The organism is Brassicibacter mesophilus (assembly GCF_050433385.1).
GTDB lineage: Bacteria > Bacillota > Clostridia > Tissierellales > Proteiniboraceae > Brassicibacter > Brassicibacter mesophilus.
This window is the reverse complement of record NZ_JBNPXI010000001.1, coordinates 122,372-147,426: the sequence shown is the minus strand read 5'-3', so window position 1 is coordinate 147,426 and position 25,055 is coordinate 122,372. Positions and strand designations below refer to the sequence as shown.

Annotated in this window: 29 protein-coding genes; 28 read left to right on the top strand and 1 reads right to left on the bottom strand. The window is 31.4% G+C overall.

Features of this window, described 5'->3' with window-relative positions:
* Positions 1–6: 6 nt before the first annotated feature.
* The 25 genes from mreC (at position 7) to HNR33_RS00680 (ending at position 20,361) form a co-directional block, all read left to right on the top strand.
* Positions 7–846 carry a rod shape-determining protein MreC gene (gene mreC, locus HNR33_RS00800; RefSeq protein WP_429079169.1) on the top strand — a complete coding sequence of 280 codons (840 nt, stop codon included), beginning with the start codon at positions 7–9 and terminating at the stop codon, positions 844–846.
* A gap of 18 nt (positions 847–864) precedes the next feature.
* A complete protein-coding gene (gene mreD, locus HNR33_RS00795; RefSeq protein WP_429079168.1) occupies positions 865–1,374 on the top strand; it encodes a rod shape-determining protein MreD in 510 nt (169 codons plus the stop codon).
* Between the two features lie 6 nt (positions 1,375–1,380).
* A complete protein-coding gene (locus tag HNR33_RS00790) occupies positions 1,381–4,740 on the top strand; it encodes a penicillin-binding transpeptidase domain-containing protein (RefSeq protein WP_429079167.1) in 3,360 nt (1,119 codons plus the stop codon).
* 97 nt (positions 4,741–4,837) lie between these two features.
* A complete protein-coding gene (gene minC / locus HNR33_RS00785) occupies positions 4,838–5,482 on the top strand; it encodes a septum site-determining protein MinC (RefSeq protein ID WP_429079166.1) in 645 nt (214 codons plus the stop codon).
* A gap of 24 nt (positions 5,483–5,506) precedes the next feature.
* Positions 5,507–6,301, top strand: coding sequence for a septum site-determining protein MinD (gene minD, locus HNR33_RS00780; protein WP_429079165.1), 795 nt, complete (start codon positions 5,507–5,509; stop codon positions 6,299–6,301).
* Positions 6,302–6,320: 19 nt separating this feature from the next.
* Positions 6,321–6,605 (top strand): cell division topological specificity factor MinE, encoded by a 285-nt coding sequence (gene minE / locus HNR33_RS00775; RefSeq protein ID WP_429079164.1) that lies wholly within the window; start codon positions 6,321–6,323, stop codon positions 6,603–6,605.
* Between the two features lie 139 nt (positions 6,606–6,744).
* On the top strand, positions 6,745–7,158 hold the full coding sequence (gene mgsA, locus HNR33_RS00770; protein WP_429079163.1) for a methylglyoxal synthase: 414 nt from the start codon (positions 6,745–6,747) through the stop codon (positions 7,156–7,158).
* A gap of 119 nt (positions 7,159–7,277) precedes the next feature.
* Positions 7,278–7,631 (top strand): hypothetical protein, encoded by a 354-nt coding sequence (locus tag HNR33_RS00765; RefSeq protein ID WP_429079162.1) that lies wholly within the window; start codon positions 7,278–7,280, stop codon positions 7,629–7,631.
* Positions 7,632–7,644: 13 nt separating this feature from the next.
* A complete protein-coding gene (locus HNR33_RS00760; protein WP_429079161.1) occupies positions 7,645–8,529 on the top strand; it encodes a M50 family metallopeptidase in 885 nt (294 codons plus the stop codon).
* Between the two features lie 68 nt (positions 8,530–8,597).
* On the top strand, positions 8,598–10,439 hold the full coding sequence (locus HNR33_RS00755; protein WP_429079160.1) for a TIGR03960 family B12-binding radical SAM protein: 1,842 nt from the start codon (positions 8,598–8,600) through the stop codon (positions 10,437–10,439).
* Positions 10,439–11,140: a TIGR03936 family radical SAM-associated protein gene (locus HNR33_RS00750; RefSeq protein WP_429079159.1), complete on the top strand. Its 702-nt coding sequence runs from the start codon at positions 10,439–10,441 to the stop codon at positions 11,138–11,140. Before HNR33_RS00755 ends, HNR33_RS00750 begins: the two co-directional genes overlap by 1 nt.
* A 28-nt stretch (positions 11,141–11,168) precedes the next feature.
* Positions 11,169–12,665 carry an Rne/Rng family ribonuclease gene (locus HNR33_RS00745; protein WP_429079158.1) on the top strand — a complete coding sequence of 499 codons (1,497 nt, stop codon included), beginning with the start codon at positions 11,169–11,171 and terminating at the stop codon, positions 12,663–12,665.
* A 135-nt stretch (positions 12,666–12,800) separates the two neighbouring features.
* Positions 12,801–13,112, top strand: coding sequence for a 50S ribosomal protein L21 (gene rplU / locus HNR33_RS00740; protein ID WP_429079157.1), 312 nt, complete (start codon positions 12,801–12,803; stop codon positions 13,110–13,112).
* A gap of 8 nt (positions 13,113–13,120) precedes the next feature.
* Entirely contained in the window at positions 13,121–13,468 is a 348-nt protein-coding gene (locus HNR33_RS00735) for a ribosomal-processing cysteine protease Prp (protein WP_429079156.1), read from the top strand.
* Positions 13,469–13,473: 5 nt separating this feature from the next.
* The gene (gene rpmA / locus HNR33_RS00730) at positions 13,474–13,770 is read left to right on the top strand and encodes a 50S ribosomal protein L27 (protein ID WP_429079155.1); all 297 of its coding nucleotides are present in this window, start codon (positions 13,474–13,476) and stop codon (positions 13,768–13,770) included.
* A gap of 190 nt (positions 13,771–13,960) precedes the next feature.
* Complete coding sequence (locus HNR33_RS00725) at positions 13,961–14,692, top strand: Spo0B domain-containing protein (RefSeq protein WP_429079154.1); 732 nt, start codon at positions 13,961–13,963, stop codon at positions 14,690–14,692.
* A 101-nt stretch (positions 14,693–14,793) separates the two neighbouring features.
* Positions 14,794–16,074 carry a GTPase ObgE gene (gene obgE, locus HNR33_RS00720; protein WP_429079153.1) on the top strand — a complete coding sequence of 427 codons (1,281 nt, stop codon included), beginning with the start codon at positions 14,794–14,796 and terminating at the stop codon, positions 16,072–16,074.
* Positions 16,075–16,094: 20 nt separating this feature from the next.
* Positions 16,095–16,277 carry a hypothetical protein gene (locus tag HNR33_RS00715; RefSeq protein WP_429079152.1) on the top strand — a complete coding sequence of 61 codons (183 nt, stop codon included), beginning with the start codon at positions 16,095–16,097 and terminating at the stop codon, positions 16,275–16,277.
* 11 nt (positions 16,278–16,288) lie between these two features.
* Positions 16,289–16,588, top strand: a complete 300-nt coding sequence (gene yhbY / locus HNR33_RS00710) for a ribosome assembly RNA-binding protein YhbY (RefSeq protein WP_429079151.1) — start codon at positions 16,289–16,291, stop codon at positions 16,586–16,588.
* Between the two features lie 177 nt (positions 16,589–16,765).
* On the top strand, positions 16,766–16,966 hold the full coding sequence (locus tag HNR33_RS00705) for a hypothetical protein (protein ID WP_429079150.1): 201 nt from the start codon (positions 16,766–16,768) through the stop codon (positions 16,964–16,966).
* A 129-nt stretch (positions 16,967–17,095) separates the two neighbouring features.
* A complete protein-coding gene (nadD, locus tag HNR33_RS00700) occupies positions 17,096–17,737 on the top strand; it encodes a nicotinate-nucleotide adenylyltransferase (RefSeq protein WP_429079149.1) in 642 nt (213 codons plus the stop codon).
* A gap of 14 nt (positions 17,738–17,751) precedes the next feature.
* Positions 17,752–18,321 (top strand): bis(5'-nucleosyl)-tetraphosphatase (symmetrical) YqeK, encoded by a 570-nt coding sequence (gene yqeK / locus HNR33_RS00695; RefSeq protein ID WP_429079148.1) that lies wholly within the window; start codon positions 17,752–17,754, stop codon positions 18,319–18,321.
* Between the two features lie 18 nt (positions 18,322–18,339).
* Complete coding sequence (locus HNR33_RS00690; protein ID WP_429079147.1) at positions 18,340–19,275, top strand: LCP family protein; 936 nt, start codon at positions 18,340–18,342, stop codon at positions 19,273–19,275.
* A gap of 34 nt (positions 19,276–19,309) precedes the next feature.
* On the top strand, positions 19,310–19,663 hold the full coding sequence (gene rsfS, locus HNR33_RS00685) for a ribosome silencing factor (protein WP_429079146.1): 354 nt from the start codon (positions 19,310–19,312) through the stop codon (positions 19,661–19,663).
* A gap of 59 nt (positions 19,664–19,722) precedes the next feature.
* Positions 19,723–20,361: a helix-turn-helix transcriptional regulator gene (locus tag HNR33_RS00680; protein WP_429079145.1), complete on the top strand. Its 639-nt coding sequence runs from the start codon at positions 19,723–19,725 to the stop codon at positions 20,359–20,361.
* A 35-nt stretch (positions 20,362–20,396) separates the two neighbouring features.
* Here HNR33_RS00680 and HNR33_RS00675 read toward each other — a convergent pair whose 3' ends face one another.
* A complete protein-coding gene (locus tag HNR33_RS00675) occupies positions 20,397–21,680 on the bottom strand; it encodes a D-alanyl-D-alanine carboxypeptidase family protein (RefSeq protein ID WP_429079144.1) in 1,284 nt (427 codons plus the stop codon).
* 214 nt (positions 21,681–21,894) lie between these two features.
* On the opposite strand from HNR33_RS00675, the gene HNR33_RS00670 reads away from it, so the two are divergent.
* The 3 genes from HNR33_RS00670 to selA are packed head-to-tail and all read left to right on the top strand — an operon-like array spanning position 21,895 to position 25,051.
* Positions 21,895–22,536: a helix-hairpin-helix domain-containing protein gene (locus tag HNR33_RS00670; RefSeq protein ID WP_429079143.1), complete on the top strand. Its 642-nt coding sequence runs from the start codon at positions 21,895–21,897 to the stop codon at positions 22,534–22,536.
* A gap of 16 nt (positions 22,537–22,552) precedes the next feature.
* On the top strand, positions 22,553–23,593 hold the full coding sequence (gene selD, locus HNR33_RS00665; protein WP_429079142.1) for a selenide, water dikinase SelD: 1,041 nt from the start codon (positions 22,553–22,555) through the stop codon (positions 23,591–23,593).
* Between the two features lie 45 nt (positions 23,594–23,638).
* On the top strand, positions 23,639–25,051 hold the full coding sequence (selA, locus tag HNR33_RS00660; RefSeq protein WP_429079141.1) for an L-seryl-tRNA(Sec) selenium transferase: 1,413 nt from the start codon (positions 23,639–23,641) through the stop codon (positions 25,049–25,051).
* The last annotated feature ends 4 nt before the right edge of the window (positions 25,052–25,055 follow it).

The window sequence follows — 25,055 nt, the reverse complement described above, 5'->3', positions numbered from 1 at the left end:
ATATAAATGACTATTTTAAAGAAAATTAAAGGGAGAATGGTAGTAGCAGTTGTTACTATCATTCTCATTGTAATAATAGGAATTACAGCTAGTGGTAGAGATAATGTAACAGCTGTAGAAAATTTTCTAGGTAAGCTGATAACCCCTGTTCAAAAGTTTTTTTACAATGGGGGAGAATCTGTCGCGACTACATTTAAATCAATTGGAAGTATAACACAGCTTAATGAGGAGAATGCAGAGCTAAAAGAGGAAATATCAAAGCTAAGAAACCAAATTAGAAATTATGAAGATATTATAAGCAAGTCCGATTACCTAAGGAATGAAGCGATACTAAAAGAAAAGACTGAATTAAATCTTGTAGATGCTCAAATAATAGGTAAGGATCCTGGAAATTGGTTTGATAAATTTGTTATCGATAAGGGATCGCAAGATGGAATAAAAAAAGGAGATGCAGTCATTCAAGGTGTTGAAGTTGATGGAGATACTATAGTTGAAGGTTTAGTAGGTAGAGTTATTGAAGTTGGTGATAATTGGGCTAAGGTTATATCCATAATTGATGAAGGAAGCAATGCTAGTATTAAGATAATCAGGACTCAAGATGGTGGGATTATAAAAGGTGACTTTGAAGGAAATCTTTCGGGATATTTATTTGATGCTAAAGCTGATGTTGTTAAAGGAGACAAGCTGTTAACTTCAGGTCTTGGAGGAATATTTGTTAAAGATTTATATATTGGTGAAATAAGTGAAGTTACAAAGAAGAGTGATGACTTGTTAGTAAACATTAAAGTTAATCCTGCAGTTAATTTTAATAAGCTGCATGATGTTTTTGTTATAGTTGGAAATTGATCAAAAGGGGTAAGTGTATTGAGGTACTTCATTATTGTAGTGACAGTAATTTTAAACTTTTTATTTCAATCTACTATATTTCAATATTTTGGAATTTTAGGAGTAGTACCAAATACTTCTCTAATTTTAATAATTTCATTTGCTTTGTTATCAGGAAAGAGAACAGGAGCTACCTTAGGCATATTTATAGGACTCTTACAGGATATATTTTTTTGTGATGTTATAGGTGTAAATACTCTTATATATTTTATTATCGGATACCTTGTTGGGTTAACTGATCAAAAAGTTTTTAAGGAAAATATATTTTTACCTTTTGTATTTACAGGACTTTCCACAGTTTTTTATCACATTATGTATTTTTTCTTTATGTATTTCTTGTCAATAAATGTTCAATTTATGAAACTAATGAACAACATTGTTTTTGTGGAAATAATTTACAATTCTATAATATCTGTTTTTATTTATAAGCAGATTTTGAAAATTTATGCTGAGCCAAGAATGAGTTTTAGAAAGAGGGCAAGGAGGTAAAAAGCTATGAAATTGATAGAAAAACTTAAAGACAGATACAATGTACTTATAATAATCCTTGCTATCGTATTTCTCACATTATCATTCAGGCTTGCATCTCTTACTATCGTTCATGGTGATGAACTTAGAAAAATATCAGACACTAAAAGAGTAAAGCAGATATCTATAACAGCTCCTAGGGGTGAGATAAGAGATAGATATGGAAGACTATTAGCAGGAAATAAACCTAGCTTTACTGTGCAGATAATGAAAGATGAGCTTAATATGAAGGATAAACAAAAAAGAAATGACACTATTACTAAGCTAGTAAAAATTTTAGAAGAAGATGGTGTAAATTTCATTGATGAATTTCCGATTAATCTGAATACGTTTGTTTACAAAGATGAATCTAGCTACTATGAAAGCAGTACCACTCCAGTTGAACAAGTAGTTGATATTATTATTCAAAATAACTTGACTGGAGAACTATTAAATCTAAATAAAGGTTACAGTGATGAACTAAATGCTATCAGATTTTTTGCAGGAAAAAAAGCTGTGAATATATTAGAAAATGAAGGCTTTGAGATGCCTATAATTATAGATTTAGATCAAGAGGGAAGGGTTGCATATTCTTATGATGTAAATATAGATATTGATAAGTGGAAAAAAGAAAATAATATACCTTTATATATGGAGGCAAAGGATTTATTAATTCACTTCATAAATAATGACAAAAAAAACCTAATGAAAATAATTAATGATCCTATGGCTAGTGAACTAGTATACAAAATGCTTAATGATAAGGGATTAATAAGCAATATTAAGCTAGAGGCCTTTTCCTTTAGTTTTGACGAAGAATATAGATCTATTAAAAGGAATCTAATGAAGAGTTTTACTGCAATAACTATGACTAGTCATGCTAAGGACGACTTTATTAATATAGTTTTAGATAGCAGTGCAATATATGAAATACTGAATAATATTTTCGTTAAGACTGATGAGAATGGAAAAATAGTTGAATCAACTATACCAGCTAAAATATTATTGGAAAAGCTTGAAGAGAAACAAACTGACATGCCTATTATTATATCTATGGATGAAGAAAATAATAGAGTTTCTTTTAAGTACAAAGATGATAATAGAAAGGAAAAATTTTATAAAGAAGAAAAAATAAATGGTGAATTAACACCAATTGAAGCATTGATACATTTAGCAAAAAAATATGAGGTTTTGGAAGAATTTATTACAGATGATAATATAAAGACCATAGCTCAAGAAAAGGTTTTGACCATTATAAACCCTAAAATATCTATTGCAAACTGGGAATATGTGCCTGTTAATAATAAAAATAATTGGCTTACTAAGTATAAAATTCCAGAAGAAGTTGACGCAGAGCAAGCTTTTAACTTGTTAAGAGAAAATCTTAAAATAAGCGAAGAGTTAAGCAAATATGAGGCAAGGTCAACCATGCTAATTATTGAGCAATTAAATAAACAAGGATACAGAGCTTATCAGCCTATAAATCTTGCATATGGAATAAGAAACACAACAGTTGCAAAGTTGGAGGAAAATAAACTGGAATTACCTGGTATTCAAGTGTCTATTGAACCAATAAGATATTATCCTATGGGAGAAACTGCAGCACATATTCTTGGATATTTAGGTAAGATATCTCAACCTAAAGAAATAGAAAATTATATTGAAAATCAAGGGTATTCGCCTAATGATATTATAGGTAAAACTGGAGTAGAACAAAGCTTTGAGAAATATCTAAATGGAGAAGATGGTAGTAGACAAGTAGAAGTTGATGTTTTAGGAAATACCATAAGTGTAATTGATGAAAAGAAAGCTGTACCGGGTAGTAATTTATATTTAACAATAGATGCTGAATTACAAAAAATAACACAAGATTCATTAAAGCAAGCATTATATGAAATACAAAGAGGTGGAGAATTTAAGAGTAATTGGGGTAATTATAATTACTCTGAATCTTTTAAAAATGCTACGTCTGGTGCAGCTGTTGCTATTGATGTGAAAACAGGTGAGGTATTAGCATTGGCTAATTATCCTGCATATGATCCAAATTTATTTGCGACTGGAATTTCTGAAGAGGACTGGGAGAGTCTTATGCCAGAAAATGAAGAAGATCCTCTTGCACCTAGACCGTTGTATAATATTGCACTGCAGACAGCTGTTCAGCCTGGGTCTGTATTTAAAATGGTAACAGGATTAGCTGCTTTAGAAAAAGGAATTAAGGCAACTAAGCAAATAAATGACTATGGATACGTTGAGCTGGGTAATAAGAAGTTTGGATGTTGGATATGGAATGATAAAAGGGGTAATCATGGATGGGAAAACCTATATGAGGCAATACGAGATTCCTGCAATTATTATTTTTATAGTGTCACTATGGGTAGGAACCCTAGAAGTGGTGAAAGTATAGGAGGAAAAGTTGATATAGAAGATATATTAAGAATAGCATCAGATTTTGGATTAAATGATAAGACTGGCATAGAAATTATGGGAGAACGTGCAAATGGAGTTCCAGATACTAAGTCAAAAACTAATAATACGAAGGCTGGATTGAGAAGGTTTTTAAATTCAAACATACGAGAATATAGAATTGAAGATGTTGAATTAGAGGAAAAAGATATTAAGAAAGCAATTGACGAGATTGTAAGCTGGGCAGAGCTAGAAGAGCCGTTGAGCAAAAGAGAAGTGATTAGAAGACTAAGCAAGCTTGGGTTCGATGGTGAGAAAAAAATAGAAGGTAACAGAGAAGACTTAGCTGATATAATAAAATACACATATTTGAACCAATCAGGTTGGAAGCAAGCAGATACACTTAATATATCAATAGGACAAGGACAAAATGCTTATACTCCTATTCAGATGGCCAATTATATGGCGACTTTATCTAATGGTGGTTATAGACACAAGGTTAGTGTAATAAGTAAAGTAGACAGCTATGACAACTCAAAGGTAGTTTATGAACCGGAGAGAGAAACAAATAGAGTGCAGCTTAAAGACTACAATTATCTTAATGAGGTTAATAAAGGACTCGGAATGGTTACAAGCGACGGTACAGCTAGAAGCATATTTCAGAGATTTCCTATTAAAGTAGCTGCTAAAACAGGTACGGCTCAAAAAGAAGGCATTAATCCTGTTACAGGAGAGGAATATGATAACTTTGCATGGTTTGTTGCTTATGGACCTTATGAAGAAAATAATCCTAAAGCTACAGAAATTGCAGTTGCAGTAGTAATTTTTCAAGGTGGTCATGGTGGATATGCAGGGCCAGTAGCTAAAGAAATTATTGCTCAATATATGGGTTTAAATGATGAGACTAAAGGTGAATTTACACTAGATAACAAATTGGTAAGGTAGTTCTGCCTTACCAATTTAATTTTTTCAATATTTTAAGAAGGAATTATGAGAATAATGAAGAATTTTATATTAGCTGTATTTCTTTGGAGGGTGACAAATGAGTCAGAACTTAGTGACGTTTAAAGGTAATCAGGAAGGTATATACATATATATCAAGGAAGGAAATTTCCAAATAATAAAAGAACAGCTTGAGCACAAGCTAAAAAAAGCAGGAACATTTTTTAGAGGGGCAAAAGTAATAAATATAAAAGGGAAAAAATTATCAACAGAAGAGACAGAAGAAATTAAAGGAATTATTAAAAATAAATATGGGTTATTTATTGATGAAGTAAAAGAAGATAAGCAGTCTAGACTCTCTGATGATATCAGCTCAATCAATAATACCTTTTTTGATGGCATACAGGAGGGACAAACTAAATTTATAAACACTACCATCAGATCAGGACAAGCAATAGAGTACGATGGCAACGTAGTAATAATAGGAGATATAAACCCTGGTGGAATAGTGACTGCAAAGGGAAATATCATAGTACTTGGAGCTTTAAGAGGAGTTGCACATGCTGGTAGCGATGGAAATAGACAAGCAATTGTTGCTGCTTTTCTTTTACAGCCAACTCAACTAAGAATAGCTGATGTAATTGCAAGAAGACCTGATTACGAAATACAAGCTTCTAGATGGCCAGAAATAGCTAAAATTGAAGAAAATGCTGTTCTAATTGAACCCTATTTACCAAAAAAATAATTAAGTATGGGAGGCTGAATGAATATGGGAGAAGTAATAGTGGTTACTTCAGGAAAAGGTGGAGTAGGGAAAACTACAACCACTGCTAATATCGGTACTGGTCTAGTTATGCTAGGCAAAAAAGTTGCAGTTGTTGATGCCGATATCGGATTAAGAAACCTTGATGTAGTTATGGGTCTTGAGAATAGAATAGTTTACGATATAGTAGATGTAGTAGAAAAGGTGTGTAGACTTAAACAAGGACTTATCAGAGATAAAAGATACGATGGACTTTACCTTTTACCAGCAGCTCAGACAAAGGATAAAACTGCCGTAGCTCCATCTCAAATGGTAGAGTTGTGTAATGAATTAAGGGAAAGCTTTGATTATGTTATTATTGATTGTCCTGCAGGAATAGAGCAAGGGTTCCAAAATGCTATTGCGGGGGCAGATAAAGCAGTTGTTGTTACAACACCTGAGATTTCTGCAGTTAGAGATGCTGATAGAATAATAGGGTTGTTAGAAGCAAAAGGGCTACATAATCCAAAGCTTATCATCAATAGAATCAGACAAGATATGGTTAAAAGAGGCGACATGATGAATATTGATGATATGATAGATATATTAGCAATAGATTTATTAGGAGTTGTGCCAGATGATGAGTCAATTGTAATATCTACTAATAAAGGAGATCCTGTAGTTACAGATGATAAAGCAATGGCAGGTCAAGCTTATAGAAATATTGTGAGACGTATAACTGGAGAGGAAGTTCCTTTACTTAATCTAGATGTTGATGAAAGTATGTTTGGTAGGCTAAAGAAATTATTTTTTGGAAAGTAACTGAAAAGGAGGGGTTGATTTGGACTTTTTGAAAATATTTAGCAAGAATGAAAATAACAGCAAGAATGTTGCGAAAGAAAGACTTAAGCTAGTTCTAATTCACGATAGAGCTAATGTTTCTCCTCACTTTTTAGAGATGCTCAAAGGAGATATAATCAGAGTTATATCCGACTATATGATTATTGATGAAGAAGGGTTAGACATAAAGCTAACAAGGACAAGAAGAGAAAGCGATAATACTCCAATACCAGCTCTAATTGCAAATATTCCTATACTAAAAATGAAAGAGGATTCAATAAAATAGGCTTTTTAGCACAATACTTTTACCTTGTGTCACTGACACAGGGTAAATTAGCTATAAAATATGGTTTGTGTATTATTAAAGTTTTTTTATAAAATGTATAGTATAATAAGTATATTAACAATATACTAGGAGGCTGAATATGAATATTGCACTAATAGCACATGATAAAAAGAAAAGGCTTATAATTAACTTTTCCTTAGCATATAAGCATATTTTAGAGCAGCATACATTATTTGCGACCGGAACCACTGGTAAATTAATATCAGAAGCAACTGGACTAAATATCCATAGGTTTATGTCAGGCCCCTTAGGAGGAGATCAGCAAATCGGTGCCAAAATTGCTAGCAATGAAATGGATTTAGTTATTTTTATGAGAGATCCACTGACAGCTCAACCGCATGAACCGGATATATTGGCTCTTATGAGGCTAAGTGATGTACATTCTATACCTATTGCAACTAATTTAGCAACTGCTGAGTTAATGATTAAATCACTTGAAAGAGGAGACATAGGCTGGAGAGAGGTAGTAAAAAGAATGTCAGAAGAAGACTGATCAATATTAACCTAATATCTCAGTTTTGAAAATGAGATTTTAGGTTTTATTTATGTAATAAAAACACCTACTTTAAAATAATAATATATAGATTGATAACATTAAAAGTAGGTGATAATGTGAATGTAAAATCAGGATTCAACAAGTTGGTTAGAAACCTTAGAGTAAAAACTGGATACAATTATAAGAATAAAGAAAGCTCATTTTATAGAAAACAGTTAAATAAAATATTTATATGCATCTTAATCGTATTAGTAATTCTAGTATTAAAGAAAATTGATGTTAAATTCTCTAATAATGCCATACGTATAGTTCAGGATACTCTAGATTATTCAACTGACATTAAAGAAGATTCTATAAAGGTTTTAAAATTCGTAAAAGAAAAGGTTAAAATTCCTAATGAAATTATTTCAGTATTTAAAAATGAAATAAGTTCAAAAGCATTTATTCACAAATATTGTTTACCAATATGACAGGGTGCCCAAAATGTATATAACCAAGCCATATTATCTAGCAATAAAAATCAATTATTGTATGATAGCATTATTAGTTTTAGCTTTTCTTGATGGTTATTTTCTTGAAGGGTTAATTATCATACTTATTGTACTGCTTCATGAATTTGGACATTTGTTAGTAGCTTCAGTATATGGGATTAAAGCAAGGGAAATAGAGTTGTTTCCTTTTGGAGGAGTAGCAAAGCTAGAAGGAATAATTGGTCCTGATCCGAAAGAAGAAATATATATATGTTTAGCTGGTCCTCTATTAAACCTTATATTATTTCTCTCTTTTTCTTTTTTGATGAAAAACTTTTCAGAAGTTTATTTGATTGATTTGTTATTTAAAATAAATCTCTTAATGTTTTTACTTAATATTTTACCTATATTTCCTTTAGATGGGGGAAAAATATTAAGAGCTATAGTATCATATTTTTTAGGATTTAAGAAAGCTACAATAATAATGACTCGAATTACTTATGTTATTTCATCGATAATAATAATAGTTGGACTAATTACAGCTTTTTATGACTATAATAACTTATATATAGTTGCTTTGGCTATGTTTACAATAATGGCTGCCAGAAATGAAAGAAAGATGGCAGCTTTTGTTTTCATAAGAAATATTACACTTAAAAAAAGAAGCCTTAGTAAAAGAAAAATAATGAAAACACATTTGCTTGTGTGCTTAAAGAATGTAACAGGAAAAGAAATCTTTGATTATTTATTACCAAATAAGTTTCATGTAATTATAGTAATAGATGAGAATGGAAACTGCATAGGGGAAATAATGGAATATGAATTAATAAATGGAATATTAAGTCATGGAATAGACGTGACCTTAGAAAATCTGTTAATTGGCGCTAAAAAGTGGTAGAATAATAGGTAGGAATGAAAGATAATGTCTTAAAAAAGTATATAATACAGAAGTAAAGGATGATATAAGTGATAGATGATAAACAATTAGAAAAAATACTTAGGAGAGTAGAAAAACCTGCTAGATATATAGGAAATGAACATAATAGCATAAAGAAAGAAGTTACAAATGACACTGTTAGATTTGCATTTGCTTTCCCAGATGTATATGATGTAGGAATGTCTCACCTTGGGCTGCACATATTATATAATCTTTTAAATAATGAAAAGGATATATATTGTGAAAGAGTATTTTCTCCATGGGTAGATATGGAGGAACAAATGAGAAATAATGATGTACTTCTATATGGACTTGAAAGTAAAGATCCAATAAATGAATTTGATTTTGTAGGATTTACATTGCAATATGAAATGAGTTATACAAACATTCTTAATATGCTTGATTTAGGAGGAATATCCTTACTATCTAAAGATAGAAAAGATAAGGAACCATTCGTTATAGCAGGTGGACCTTGTGCATTTAACCCGGAACCTCTGGCAGACATTATAGATATTTTTGTGATAGGTGAAGGCGAAGAAGTTACATTAGAGATACTTAATATGTATAAACAATGGAAAAAAGAAGATAAGAGTAGAAAAGACTTTTTATGTATGATTAGTTCTATTGAAGGAGTATATGTACCACAACTTTATAATGTCTTATACAATGAAGATGGAACGATTAGGGACTTTTTTGCTGAAAGTGAGAATGTTTCTACTAGAATAAGGAAAAGAATAATTAGAAATCTAGATGAGACGTTCTTTCCAGAAAAAATAATTGTTCCTTTTATTGAAACAGTACATGACAGAATAATGCTTGAGATATTTAGAGGATGTACGAGAGGGTGCAGATTCTGTCAAGCTGGAATGATATATAGACCGATCCGTGAAAGAAGTGTAGATAGCTTAGTTGAACTAGCTAAAAGACTTGTAGAAGCTACAGGACATGAAGAGATTTCCTTATCATCATTAAGCACTAGTGATTATTCTAGTATTGTGGAATTAGTTAATAGGTTAATAACTGAATTTAAAGATAAAAAGATCGGTCTTTCATTACCATCACTGAGATTAGATTCTTTTTCTCTAGATGTAATAGAAGAAATTCAGAAGGTTAGAAAAACTGGACTTACATTTGCACCAGAGGCAGGAAGTCAAAGGTTAAGAGACGTAATAAATAAGGGTATAACAGAAGAAAATCTAATTAATTCTGTGAGAGATGCATTTGGCTCAGGATGGTCTACGGTTAAATTATATTTCATGCTCGGATTACCTACGGAAAATTCAGACGATATTCTGGGGATTAAAGATCTCGCTTATAAAGTAAAAGATGAGTTTTTTAAACTTCCTCGTGAAGAAAGAAAAGGCAATTTAAAAGTGACTGTTAGTACAGCATGTTTTGTGCCCAAACCGTTTACACCATTCCAATGGCATCCTCAAGATACTATACAGGTATTCAACGAAAAGATTAACTTGTTAAAGAGTAAAATAAAAGACAATAAAATTACCTATAACCATCATGATTCTAGATTAAGTTATCTAGAAGCAGTTTTGGCAAGAGGAGATAGAAAACTTTCTAAAGTACTTATAAAAGCCTGGGAAAAGGGTTGTAAATTTGATGGATGGGCAGATTTATTTGATTTTAGTAAATGGATGTCTGCATTTGAAGACTGTGGTATTGATCCTGATTTCTATGCTACAAGAGAAAGAAACTATGATGAGATACTGCCTTGGGACTTTATTGATGCTGGAGTTTCTAAAGATTATCTAATAAAAGAGAATGAAAAGGCAAAAAAGGGTGAACTTACAAAAGATTGTAGATTGGGTTGTACCGCATGCGGAATAAATACATGTTTTACAGGTGGTGTATGCTAATGATGACAATAAGAGCGAAATTTACGAAAACAAGTGATTTAATATATATATCTCATTTAGATTTAATGAGACTGTTTCAGCGTGCACTTAGACGAGCTGGTATCCCAGTAAAGTATAGTGAGGGTTTTAATCCACATCCAAAATTATCATTTGCAACTGCGCTTACTTTAGGAGTATCGAGTGATGGTGAATATATGGATATCGAGCTTGATAGCCATGTTGCTCCACAAGAGTTTATAGAAAAAATAAATAATGTTTTACCAGAAGGTATTAGAATACTAAAGGCAGAATATATAAAGGATAAAGGTTCAATAATGTCATTGATAAGATGGTCAAGTTATGTAATTGAGATGTCTTTAATCGAACATATTAGCAAGGAAAATGTTGAGCTAGAAATAAGTAGGTTACTTAACATGAACGAGATAATAATGACTAAAGAAAAAAGAAAAGGTAAAAAGATTGTAACAAAGCAAGAAGATATAAAAGATAAGATAAAGGATTTGTTTGTTCTTATGCAAGATGATAAAAGAATAGTTCTAAAAACTACCTTAATGACAGGAAGTATAGGAAACTTAAAACCTGAATTACTTGTTGAAGCACTATTAAAATACACTGATATTAAGGCAGTAAAAGAGGATGTTAATATCCATAGATTAGAGCTATATGTTGAAAGAAATGATCAAATAACAACTCCTATATAAGCATAAAATTAGTTCAGGGAGAGATTTTATGAATCAAATTATTATTGATGTCGGGTTAAATGAGAATAGAGTTGCTATAGTAGAGAATGATGAACTAGTAGAGTTATATATTGAGAGAGATGATAGCAAAAGAATAGTTGGTAATATTTATAAAGGGAGAGTAGTAAATGTCCTACCAGGAATGCAAGCAGCTTTTGTTGATATAGGTCTTGAAAAAAATGCATTTCTCTATGTAAAAGACGCTATACCTAAGGAACTATTATCTAATAAGAATATAAATCTAAAAGATATATCTATAAAAGATGTTGTTAAGGTTGGGCAAGAAATAATAGCACAAGTAATAAAGGAACCTTTCGGTACAAAAGGTGCGCGAGTAACTACACATATTACAATTCCAGGAAGACACATTGTGCTTATGCCATATACTGACTATATAGGAGTATCTAGACGTATTACTGAAGAGGAAGAAAGAGATAGACTCAGGCATATGGCAGAAACTATAAAACCTGAAAACATGGGGATTATACTTAGAACTGCATGCGAAGGAATAGAGCTAGAGGATTTTAAAGATGATGTAAAGTTTTTATTAAAAATACTTCATAAAATTGATGGTGAGAGGAATCTAGGATTTGCACCTAGAGTAATATATAGGGATTTAAATTTAATCCACAGAACAGTAAGGGATTTATTTACTAAAAATATACAAAAACTGATTGTGAATAGTAGAGAAGAATATAAGAGCATAATTGAGTTAGTTGAATTAGTATCACCACAGCTTAAATCACGTGTTGAATATTTCGATTATAGTCATAGTATTTTTGGACACTTTGGTATAGAAACTATGATCAACAAAGCACTTGAGCGAAAAGTATGGTTAAAAAGTGGAGGATATATAATTATTGATGAGACTGAAGCTTTAACTTCGATTGATGTCAATACAGGCAAATATGTAGGTACTATTAATTTGGAGGATACAGTCCTTAAGACTAATATTGAGGCTACTAAAGAGATAGCTAAACAACTAAGACTAAGAAACATTGGTGGCATAATAATTATTGATTTTATTGATATGAACAACGAAAGTCATGATAACGAAGTGCTAAAATGTTTAGAGAATGAATTAAAGAAAGATAGAATTAAATCAACTGTTCTTGGTATGACACAGCTAGGGCTTGTAGAGATGACTAGAAAAAAGGCTAGGAGTAGACTTACTTCTAAGTTGCTAAAAGAATGCCCTTATTGCAAAGGGACGGGGAAGATTCTTTCTGAAAGCACTGTACTAGAAATAATTGAAAAAGAACTCAAAAGAATAAAGCTGCATACAAATTCTGAAGCAGTTATAATGGAAGTTAATCCATCGATTGTAGACTATGTTCATGATAATCAGAATGAATATTTAAAGTTATTTGAAAAAGAATATGGAATAAGAGTTTTTCTTCAGGGATGTGAAACAGTTCATTCTAATGAAGTGAAAGTTAAAGGTATGGGTAAAATTGAATACATAGAACAATTACTCAAAAAGTAAAATTGTACACGTATATAAGTTGACATTTACTGATTTATCTGATAAAATCTTATTCTGTAAGTGAGCCGCACAATGTAGGTTTTAAAACTTCGGTACCTCACATTGGCGAGACTGGTTAGAGGAGGTGTATTGATAATGTACGCAGTAATTGAGACAGGTGGAAAGCAGTATAGAGTTCAAGAAGGAGATACTATTTTCATTGAGAAGGTTGATGGTAACCAAGGTGATGCTGTAAGCTTTGAAAGAGTTCTTTTACTTTCAGATGAAAGTGAAGTAAAGGTTGGAAAGCCTTATGTTGAAGGTGCTACAGTAAATGCTAGTATTTTGGAACAGGGAAAGGCTAAAAAAATCATTGTTTTTAAATTCAAAGCTAAGAAAGATTACAGAAGAAAGCAAGGACATAGACAACCATACACAAAAGTTAAAATCGAAAAAATTAATGGATAGTGTTTTTTATGACTAAAATTAATATTTTCAAAAACAAAGACGGCAGTATTGTTAAATATGTTGTAGATGGACATACAGGATATGATTCTGCTGGAAAAGATATTTTGTGTGCAGCGGTGTCGATTTTAACCCAAACTGCACTAAATGCATTGAATGAAGTCTGTGGTATTGATGAAGAGCTTATTGACTATACAGTAGAAGATGAGCAAGGATACTTAGATGTATGTTTACCAGATGGTTTATCAAATGGCCAAAGGGAAAAGGCTGATATTGTACTACAGACGATGATAGTAGGACTAAAAGGTTTACAAGAGATTTATCCAGAATATATAACTCTCGAATACGGGGAGGTGTGATGAAAATGATAAGAATTAATTTGCAGCTTTTTGCACATAAAAAAGGAGTAGGTAGCTCTAAAAATGGTCGTGATAGTGAATCAAAAAGACTTGGTGTAAAAAGAGCTGATGGACAATTTGTTTTAGCTGGAAATATATTAGTTAGGCAAAGAGGTACAAAAATCCATCCAGGTCTAAATGTAGGCAGAGGTGGAGATGATACTTTATTTGCTAAGGTTGACGGAGTAGTAAAGTTCGAAAGAAAAGGTAAAGACAAAAAGCAAGTTAGTATTTATCCTAAAGAAGCACTAGCTGATGCTTAGGAATTAACCTACCAAGTTTGGTAGGTTTTTTTATTTGTTTACTAAATCAATAAATGTGATAAAATGACTATAGGGGAGAGGTGACTTTTTTTAGGGGGTGACTCATATTAATAGATTGATTAACCAGATTAAACTCAAGAAAGGTATTATACCTGGAATTGCTCAGTTAGTTATCTTGCTTTTATGTATTGTGAAATTAATAATTAATAGCATTTATTTTGAATTATCTTATTTTATGATGACTGCAATATCAGCTTTATTAAGCATTATATCATTATTATTGTGGATTAAGACTCCAATTTGTCAGGCGAATAAAAGCTGTAATAATATTGAAAAAATGAAGGGTAACTTTATAAGAGACTTAAAATGCTTATCAAGAGAGCAGAGACATGATTATATGAATATTTTTCAGATAATATATGGCTATTTACAGCTCAAAAAAGCTGATAAGGCTATTGAACAGATTAAGAAAATAACAAATATGACAACAAGCATAAGTAAAATATACAATATCTCTGTCCTGTCTATCTCACTTCTTTTAGAGAAAAAGATAAAGGAAGCAGACAATCAAGGAGTCGAAATTATCTGCAATGTTACAAACTATATAGAGTATGAGTATAGGTGCATACATAATGAAGTACAGATAGTAGAAGAATTAACAGAGATAATTGACTTATTTGTGAATAATATGCTTAATCAGCCTCATGATGGTAAAATATTTATAGATATATCTGAATACAATGATAGATTAGAACTTATTTTTAAAGGGGACATAGAGTACGCATTGAAGGTTAACATCCAGAGGATACATAATGATACTATAATTACTGATAATGAGACTAAACTGATATTTAAATATAAGCAGATGGAAAATATAATACCAAATGATACTATTTATTTTTCATTATTAAATAATGCTTAAAATATAATATATATGATTTTAATTTGGCATAATAATAGTAGTTGACAGGCATAAAAGAATTGGTATAATGAAATTATTAATAATACGATAGGATGGTTGAAATGTTTATAGATGTAGCAAAGGTTTTCGTGAAAGGTGGCAATGGAGGACATGGAGCTGTGGCCTTCAGAAGAGAAAAATATGAGCCTGCAGGAGGACCTGCAGGAGGAGATGGTGGAGATGGCGGCAGTGTCATATTGCAGGTTGATAAAAATATAAGGACATTGATGGATTTTAGATATAAAAGCCATTATAAGGCTCAAAGTGGTGAAGATGGAAGAAATAAAATGCAGTATGGAAAAAAAGCGTCTGACCTGATACTTAAGGTTCCAGTTGGAACTATAGTAAAAGATGAGGAGACAGGTGCTATTATAGCTGATTTAACTGAAGATAATCAGTCTATTGTTATTGCAAAAGGCGGACGCGGAGGAAAAGGAAACGCGAAATTTACTACATCTACAAGGCAGGCTCCAAGATTTGCTCAAGGTGGAGGGAAAGGTGAAGAAAGATGGATTATACTTGAACTTAAACTCCTAGCAGATGTTGGATTGATAGGGTTTCCAAACGTGGGTAAATCAACACTATTATCTATAATGACTGATGCAAAGCCTAAGATAGCAAACTATCATTTTACAACTATCACTCCTAATCTTGGTGTAGTTGAATTAGAAAAAGGAAAAAGCTTTGTTATGGCTGATATACCTGGTCTAATCGAAGGTGCTCATATAGGCGTAGGCTTAGGGCACGATTTTCTTAGACATATCGAGAGGAATAGAATATTAGTACATGTGGTAGATGTTTCAGCTCAAGAAGGGCGAGATCCAGTTGATGATTTTATGAAAATTAATGATGAATTAAAGAAATATAGCGTTAAATTGGCTGAAAAACCTCAAATAGTGGTTGCTAATAAAATGGATATACCTGAATCCAAAGAAGGGTTTAATAGGTTATCTGAGGAAATAAAAAGGCTTGGATACGATATATATCCAATTTCTGCTGCGACTGGTGAAGGAATAAAATCACTTGAGTATGCTATATGGAATAAACTAGAAGAAGTAGGAGATGCTGAGCCTATAGTTGAGGTAATTGATAAAGAGAAATTGTATGAATTAAACAATAAAAATAATGAGGTTATTGTTAAAAAAGAGGATGGAGCCTATATTGTAGAAGGCTATCCGATAGAAAAGTTACTTAACTCCACTAATTTTGACGACATGGAGTCATTAAGACATTTCCAAAGCGTTATTAGAAAGAGGGGAATAGTTGATGAATTAAAGAAATTAGGTATACAGAATGAAGATATTGTGAGTATTTGTGGTTATGAATTTGAATTTTTTGATTAAATGGAGGTCAAGGTAAGAAAATGAACTGTATAAATTGTGGTAATTGCAAAGAAAACCAAGCTACTTATTACTGTTTGGCAAAAGGAGATTTTGTGATTAATAACAATTATCAACCTAATGAAAAATCTAGAACTGGATGGAAAAAAGGAAGCAGAAATTATGAGGTTCACAGAAGAAAGTCTAAAAAAGAAGTTGAAGTTTAAAGGTTAAAGGAGTGTATTTATTGTTAAACGGTAAACAGAGAAGCTATTTAAAATCAATTGCCAATGGGATAGAGCCTATATTCCAAATAGGAAAAAATGGTATAACAGAGAACTTCATTAAACAAATGGATGAAGCACTTGAAGCGAGAGAGATTGTAAAGGTAAATGTGTTAAATAACAGCTTATTGGAGCCTAAGGAAGTCGCAAATGATATAGCATCAAAGATTGATGCAGAGTTTGTTCAGAGTATTGGCAATAAGTTTGTTTTGTATAGAGAGTCAAAAGATAATAAAACAATACAGCTACCATAACATTAAAATACAAAAATTAAAATTTAAATCTTAATAAAGACTTTATTATTCATTTTGTAATTAAAATGAGTATAAATGGTAAAAATAAAAGAGATTGGTTAATGCCAATCTTTTTTATTTTACTATAGAAAATTGCTCAAATGCAATTTGATGATTTTAGAAAATGGATGGTGGAGAGTGAAAAAATTGACTGATGATAATCTTGAAAGAGTAAAAGAATTGTACCAAAATGGTTTTAGATGTATAAAGTACGAAGATGATGAAGATGGGAGATTAGCAGTGTATTTTAAAAACTTTGAAAATGAGGCAATAGATATGATATTATCAGAAGATAAGTATGAAATAGAGAATATAAAAAGCTATATAAATAATATCTAGCATAGAAATCCCTTGTTCTAAAAATACAAGGGATTTCTTAAAATCATCTTAATTTCTAATTTCCATATTTAAGTTATCATTAAAATAATATATAATAAGATATGATAAAAAATTGGCGGAGGTATTTAGATGGCTAAAGATGTTCAAAAAATTGGCATAATGGGTGGAACGTTTAATCCTATCCATATAGGACACTTGGTAATAGCTGAGGAAGTAAGATGCAGATTTGACCTAGATAAAATTATTTTTATTCCAGCTGGCAATCCTCCACATAAGGACTATAAAAACATTACAGCTGGAAATCATAGATACCAAATGACATTGTTAGCTACAATTGATAATCCGTACTTTGATGTTTCATCAATAGAGCTAGCGAGAGAAGGAATAACATATACGATAGATACAATAACTACATTAAGGGAAAAATGTGATAAGGACGTAGACCTTTATTTTATTACTGGTGCTGATTCTATAATAGAATTATCAACTTGGAAACAAGTAGACAAGCTTTTAAATTTGTGTAAATTTATTGCAGCTACTAGACCAGGTTTTGATATAGCTAAAATAGAAGCTAAGGTTAGAGAACTTGAGGCCAGATATAATAAGAGCATATATTCGCTATCAGTGCCTGCATTACAGATATCTTCTACAGATATAAGAAACAGAATAAATCAAGGGATGACTGTAAAATACCTATTGCCAGAATCAGTAGAACATTATATAAATAAACATAATTTATATAGAGAAAAAGATAATGAGAATTGCTGGTAAAATGGAGGACTAAAATGATAGACGAAAAAAAAATTAAGGATTACCTTATAGAAAATATCGGGGAAAGTAGATACCTTCATTCTATAAGAGTCAGAGAGACGGCAGAAAAGCTAGCTGCAATATTTAACTATGATCACAAGAAAGCTTCCATCGCTGGACTTTTGCATGATTGTGGCAAATTGAGGGATGAAGCACATTTATTGAAAATGAGTTTTGAATTTGATATAATTTTAAATAGTGTGTTTGAAAAAAATACTAGCTTATTACATGGACCATTAGGTTCTGAGATTGCAAAAAGAATTTTTGGAATTGAAGATGAAGATATACTTAACTCGATAAAATACCACACAACAGGAAGACCAAATATGACGATACTAGAAAAAATAATATATATTGCTGACTATACAGAGCCTAATAGAGCATTTCCTGGTGTAGAGGATATAAGAAACCTAGCTTTAAAGGATTTAGATGCTGCATTATTGAAAACTATGGATAATACAATTAAATATATTATCGATAAAGGCTGGATTATACATTATGATACAATTAATGCAAGAAATTATTTGGTTTCAACGATAAAATAGAATATGGAGTGAATAAACTTGAAGAGATTTTTCAAAACATTTATTATAGCTTTTTTGTGTTTTTCTGTTTTTTTTAGTGGAATTCTTTTTTTTGCGCTTAAGAGTAATGGTAGCGATTTTGTATCTAGTGACTTAAGTGGAGATTCAAAAAAGAATGAAAGCGATGATAAAGAGATAACATTTTTGTTAATGGGGATAGATACAAAGGACTTATCAACGAACGAACATCAAAGAACAGATACAATGATGTTATGTAGATATGATGATACTACAGGAAAATTATCAGTACTTTCAATTCCTAGAGATACAAGAGCTAACATCAGAGGTAGAAAGAATAAAGAAAAAATAAACCATGCTCATGCTTATGGTGGACCTGAGCTAGCTGTAAAAACAGTGAGAGATTTGTTAGGCATAGATCTAGAATATTATGTTAGAGTCGACTACAAAATTGTTGAGGAGTTTGTAGACATTATTGGTGGAGTAGAAGTAGATGTACCTATGAACATGGTGTATAGTGACCCTACGGCAGATCCTCCACTATATATAAATCTTAAAAAAGGCCAACAAGTATTAACAGGTGAACAATCACTTCAATTTTTAAGATACAGAAAAGGATATGCCGATCAAGATTTGGGTAGGATAAATGCACAGCAGCAATTTGTTAAGAGTGCTATTAAACAGACGATGAAACCATCTAATATACTTAAGATACCTAAGCTAATAAATACCTACTTTGAAAATGTTGATACAAATATCCCTAAGAGCATAGTTAGTAAGTATGCATTAAAGGCAGCAAAGTTTGATACAGAAAATATTGAGATGGCAACTTTACCAGGACAAGCAAAGCAGATAAATGGCCTTTGGTACTTCATACCTGATAGTGAACAGTCTCAACAATTAGTTGATAATATGTTTATAGAACATAATGTTGTTAAAAATAATGAAAATCAATAATAAAAGTGTAAATTATATTTCAGGAGGTACAATAGTGACAGATTTAGATAATAGAATTTCTATCATAGTTAAATCCGCAGAAGATAAAAAAGCATTTGATATAAAAGTATTAAAAATATCACATCTCACAAGTATAGCAGATTATTTTGTTATTGCAAGTGGCAATTCACAAAGACAGGTAATGTCAGTATGCGATGATATAGAAGAAAAAATGAAGAATAGTGGGTATGAACTTTTTCATAAAGATGGATATAACACTGGTAAATGGGTTTTATTGGATTATGGTGATATAATAGTACATGTATTTTATAAAGAAGATAGAGATTTTTATAACTTAGAGAGACTATGGGTTGATGGTGTAGATATTAGTATAGAGAATATTTTATAGATTAATTAAACTCAAAGAATGTAATCTTATAGAATATTTATCAAAGAGGAGGTAGCTAAATGCATAGTAAAATGCACCCCTTATTTGTTGATATAATGACTTTAGCAGAGTTAATTTCAGAAACCTTTGGAAAGAACTGTGAGACAGTTTTGTTTGATATGACCAATGGTAAAAACTCAATCATTTATATAGCAAATGGACATATAACTGACAGAAAGATAGGTGATAGTATGTCTCAGCATGAGTTATCTTCTCTTGCTTGTATAGATGAGTATAACAGAGTAATAAATCATAGCTCTATCACTAAAGATGGTCGTATCATAAAGTCTTCACTATACTTCATAAAAGATGAAAACGAGAAAGCTATCGGTTGTTTTTGCATTAATTTTGATATATCTGATTTAATGCTAGCAAGCAATGTTTTAGAAAGCTTTTTGACAGTTGAGAAATATAAAGACAATAGTAGTAAGGATAATATAGATGATATACTTGTTGATATAGTTAATAGAACGTTAGAGCAAACTGGTGCACCAATAAGCTATCTAAATAAAGAAGATAAAGTTAATATAGTCAAAATTCTTAATGATAAAGGTGTATTTCTTGTTAAAGGTTCTGTTGATTATGTAGCTGAGAGATTATGTGTATCTAGATACACAATATATAATTATCTAGAACAAATTAAATTAGAAAATGAATAACTGAAAATAATAACAAGGTGGCAGTGGCCACCTTGTTATTTACTATATAGATATTTTTGTCTTCTTTTATTTCTGCGTTTACGTCTTTTAAATTCAATATAAATACGCCAGCTGATAAGTATTACTATAATCCAGAACCACCATTTTTTAAATAAAGAGTTACTGCTTTTAGGATTTACAACATCATATACTGCTCTTTGATTGACTTCCATTGCAGATACTATGTTAGCAGTTCCTATTGCTTTATTATCTAGCGTATATTCAATTTTTCCTAGTACTTGGCCTTTTGTAACTGGAGCCTTTATCTTGTCAGGTAGAATAATTTTTTTCTTGATATCATTTTCTCTTCCTTTAGGGACTATGGCATACAAGTTTTGTCCAACTATTCCTGTAGCAATTGGAATATCACCGTTTTCTACAACTACATTTCTTATAAACTCATTTCCAAACGCTATATTCATATTTGTAAAATTATCAAAGCCGTAATTTAGAAGCTTGTGAGTATCAATATAAACATTAGTCCCAACAGCATGGAGTACTACACTAATATAGCTTTGGCCATTGCGAGTTGCTGATGAAACCAGGCATTGCTGTGCAGCAACAGTGTATCCTGTTTTAATTCCATTTGCTCCCTCATATTTTATTTTGACGTTTTCACCATTGACATTAATTGTTTCACTGCTATATAATAATCTGTTTGCAGATTTTAAGGGTCTTGATTCAGTTTTTATATTTGTAGGTGGAATCGTATATGTATATGAGGAAACGATTTCTCTAAATTTTGGATTTTTCATTGCATATCGAGCAATAGCAGCTAAATCATAAGCGGTGGTTGTATGATTTTCATTTGGCAATCCATTTGGATTAACAAAATTAGAATTTTTAGCACCAATTTCTTTAGCTTTATTATTCATGAGCTTTGCAAATTCTTCAACAGAACCAGATATGTGTTTTGCAATAACTATTGCAGCATCGTTGGCGGACTCTATAAGGAGTGCATGGATTAATTGATCCATAGTTAGAATTTCACCTGGTTCAAGTGCTATATGACTACCATCAATTCCATAAGGTGTTTTATCATCAACAATTACTTTTTGATCCAAATTTCCATTTTCAATTGCTATAATAGCAGTTAATATTTTAGTAGTACTAGCTGGGAACATTTTTTGGTTAGCATTCTTTTCAAATAAGACTACACCTGTTTTTGCATCAATCAGAATTGCTGAATCAGCGGAAATCTCAGGAGTGTCAGCATATGAAATAGTCGATATACTAATTATGAAAATTAGTAGAGAGAATACTATTGCATTTTTTTTCAAATTACCACCTCCGCTTATATTTACTTATATAGTATACCAAAATTATTGTAACTTTTTAAGAAAAAATGGCGAATTTTTAATAATTATAATAATTTAATTCAAAGAATAAAAGTAGTATCATTTATTTAACATAAATACATTTATTAAAGAAGGATAATCATGTATTAGATAGAATAAGTTGGTAAGAATAAAAATGTGCTAAGGGGTGATAAAGTTGCGTCACTTTACAAAAAGTGAACAAATAGTTATACTAATATTTGTTATACTAATAGTTCTAGCTATAGGATATAATTTTTATGAAAAGAGAGATTTACAATTAATCCAAGCAGATGAAACTAATATTGACTTAGATGAAGAGGAGACAATTGACCAAGATTTTGAAGACTTTAATGATGAGGCAGAAGATAAAAAAATGATAATGATACATATAAGCGGTCAAGTGAAAAATCCTGGACTAGTTGAGCTATTTGAAGGTGATAGAGTGATAGACGCTGTAAATAAAGCAGGTGGCTTAACATCTGAGAGTGATAATGATAGAATTAATTTAGCAAGAAAAGTATCAGATGAAGAAAAAATTTATATACCAAAGATTGGTGAAGTAGTAGAACAGGATATTCAGAACATAGTTACATTTAATGACAGCAACAATATAAATGAGAAATCTGATAAAATTAATATAAATGATGCTCCAAAGGAAATTCTTATAACTCTACCTGGTGTAGGGGAAGTTTTAGCAGATAGAATCATTGAATATAGAAAAAATAATAAATTTGCAGACATAGAAGATATAATGAAAGTTTCAGGTATAGGAAGTAAAAAGTATGAAGGCATAAAAGATTTAATTACTGTTAATTAAAGAAAGGGTGGGAATAATGAGCGAAAAAGAAAAAAGATTGACTGAGCTCTCTAGAAGCTCTGGTTGAGCTGCTAAAATAGGTCCTGATACCTTGGCACAGGTTCTGTGTCAATTACCAAAATCGTATGATGAAAACTTATTAGTTGGAATAGAAACTTCTGATGATGCAGCAGTTTATAAAATAAATGATGATACTGCACTAGTTCAGACAGTTGATTTTTTTACACCTGTTGTTGATGACCCATATACTTATGGACAAATAGCTGCGACAAACTCATTAAGTGATGTGTATGCAATGGGTGCGGATCCAAAGCTTGCAATGAATATAATCTGTTTTCCAACCTGCTTATCTCCGGATATAATGGCTCAGATATTAAAAGGAGGATTTGATAAAGTTGCAGAGGCAAATGCTATACTCATAGGGGGACACACAGTAGAAGATAATGAGCCTAAGTATGGTCTGTGTGTAAGTGGATTTATTCACCCAAATGATGTTTTGACAAATAGCAATGCAAAAGTAGGTGATATGCTTGTATTGACTAAACCACTAGGTATAGGTATATTAAATACAGCAATCAAGGCACAAATGGTAGAAGAACAGGCTTATAACAAAGCAGTACATGTGATGACAACATTGAATAAGCATGCAAAAGATGCAATGATTAAAGTTGGAGCTAATAGCTGCACTGATATTACTGGCTTTGGGCTTTTAGGACATACACTAGAGATGGCTGAAGGCAGTGGAGTCAGTATAAAACTTAGAAGTGAGAATATCCCTGTAATAAAAGAAGCTGTCGAATTTGCAAAGATGGGTTTAGTGCCTTCAGGTGCTTATTCTAATATGAGTTTTATCGGAGATAAAGTTAGATTTTCTGATAATGTTTCACAGGCTATGCAGGATATATTATTTGATCCTCAAACTTCTGGAGGATTACTTATTTCAGTTGAAAAGGATAAGCTAGATTTATTACTGGATGAACTTAAGGATAGTCCTACAGAATATAGCTGTATTGGTGAAGTGACAGAGAAAGAAGCTGCATATATAATTGTAGAATAAAAAAGCTATGATTAAATTAACAAAGATAGGATGGATGAATAGACTATGAAAAATAGTATTAATCTTTTTAGCAGATTACCAAAAGTAGATCAACTTCTTTCAGAGCAAAAAATAAGTCATTTATTAGAAACGATGCCTAGAGAAATTGTGCTTGAATCAATAAGAGAAGAAATAGAAAGATTAAGAAATTTAATATCGCAGGGAAGTATTACCTTAGACGAAATAGATAATGAAATACAAACCATATCAGAATTAATTGAAATAAGAGTTCAAGGTAAATTAAAACCAAGATTAAGAAAAGTTATTAATGGTACTGGAGTGGTTATTCATACTAACCTTGGACGTTCATTAATAAGCAATAAAATAATTAACAATGTAGTGGAAATAGCTTCAAGTTATAATAATCTAGAATTTGATCTAGAAAAAGGTTCTAGAGGGTCAAGATACAGTCATCTTGAAGATATAATTAAGAGAATTACAGGAGCAGAAGCTGCTTTGGTTGTAAATAACAATGCGGCAGCTGTTATGCTAGTTCTAAGCAGCCTTGCCGAGAATAAAGAAGTTATAGTTTCAAGAGGCGAGTTAGTGGAAATAGGAGGATCTTTTAGAGTCCCTGATGTAATGGAGCAGAGTGGCGCAAAACTCGTTGATGTGGGAACTACAAATAAAACTCATTACTGGGATTATGAAAAAGCCATAGGAGAAGATACATCAGCGTTACTGAAAGTTCACACGAGTAACTATAGAATCCTTGGGTTTACTTCAAATGTATCATTAGAAGAAATGGTAGAACTAGGAGCAAAGTATAATGTGCCTGTAGTGGAGGACTTGGGAAGTGGTGTCCTGATAGATTTAAGTAAATATGGACTTGAGTATGAACCTACTGTTCAAGAATCAATTAAAGCTGGAGTAGACGTAGTAACATTTAGTGGAGATAAGCTTTTAGGAGGACCTCAGGCAGGTATAATTATAGGTAAAAAGAAATATATAGATATTATGAAAAAACACCCTTTAAATAGAGCATTAAGGATTGACAAATTTACTATATCAGCGTTAGAGGCAACTTTGAAGCTATATTTAGATGAGAAGGAAGCTTTAGAGGATATCCCGACTCTTAAAATGCTTACTACACCAATAGAAGAACTAAATCAAAAGGCACTTCTTTTACAAAATAGATTATTTGATAGCATAAATGATGTGCTAAAAATCGAGGTAGTTGATGATTTCTCACAAGTTGGTGGAGGTTCAATGCCTTTAGAACAAATTCCAACAAAATGTGTGATGATCTACTCAAATGAAGCTAGTGTTTCCATGGTAGAAAGAAAGTTAAGACAACTTCCTACTCCAATAATTACTAGGCTATATAAAGACAGGATATTTATTGACATGAGAACTGTTGATATAGCGGAAATTGACACTATCGTATCTGGATTTAAACATTTGGTAGATAATATCTAAAGGA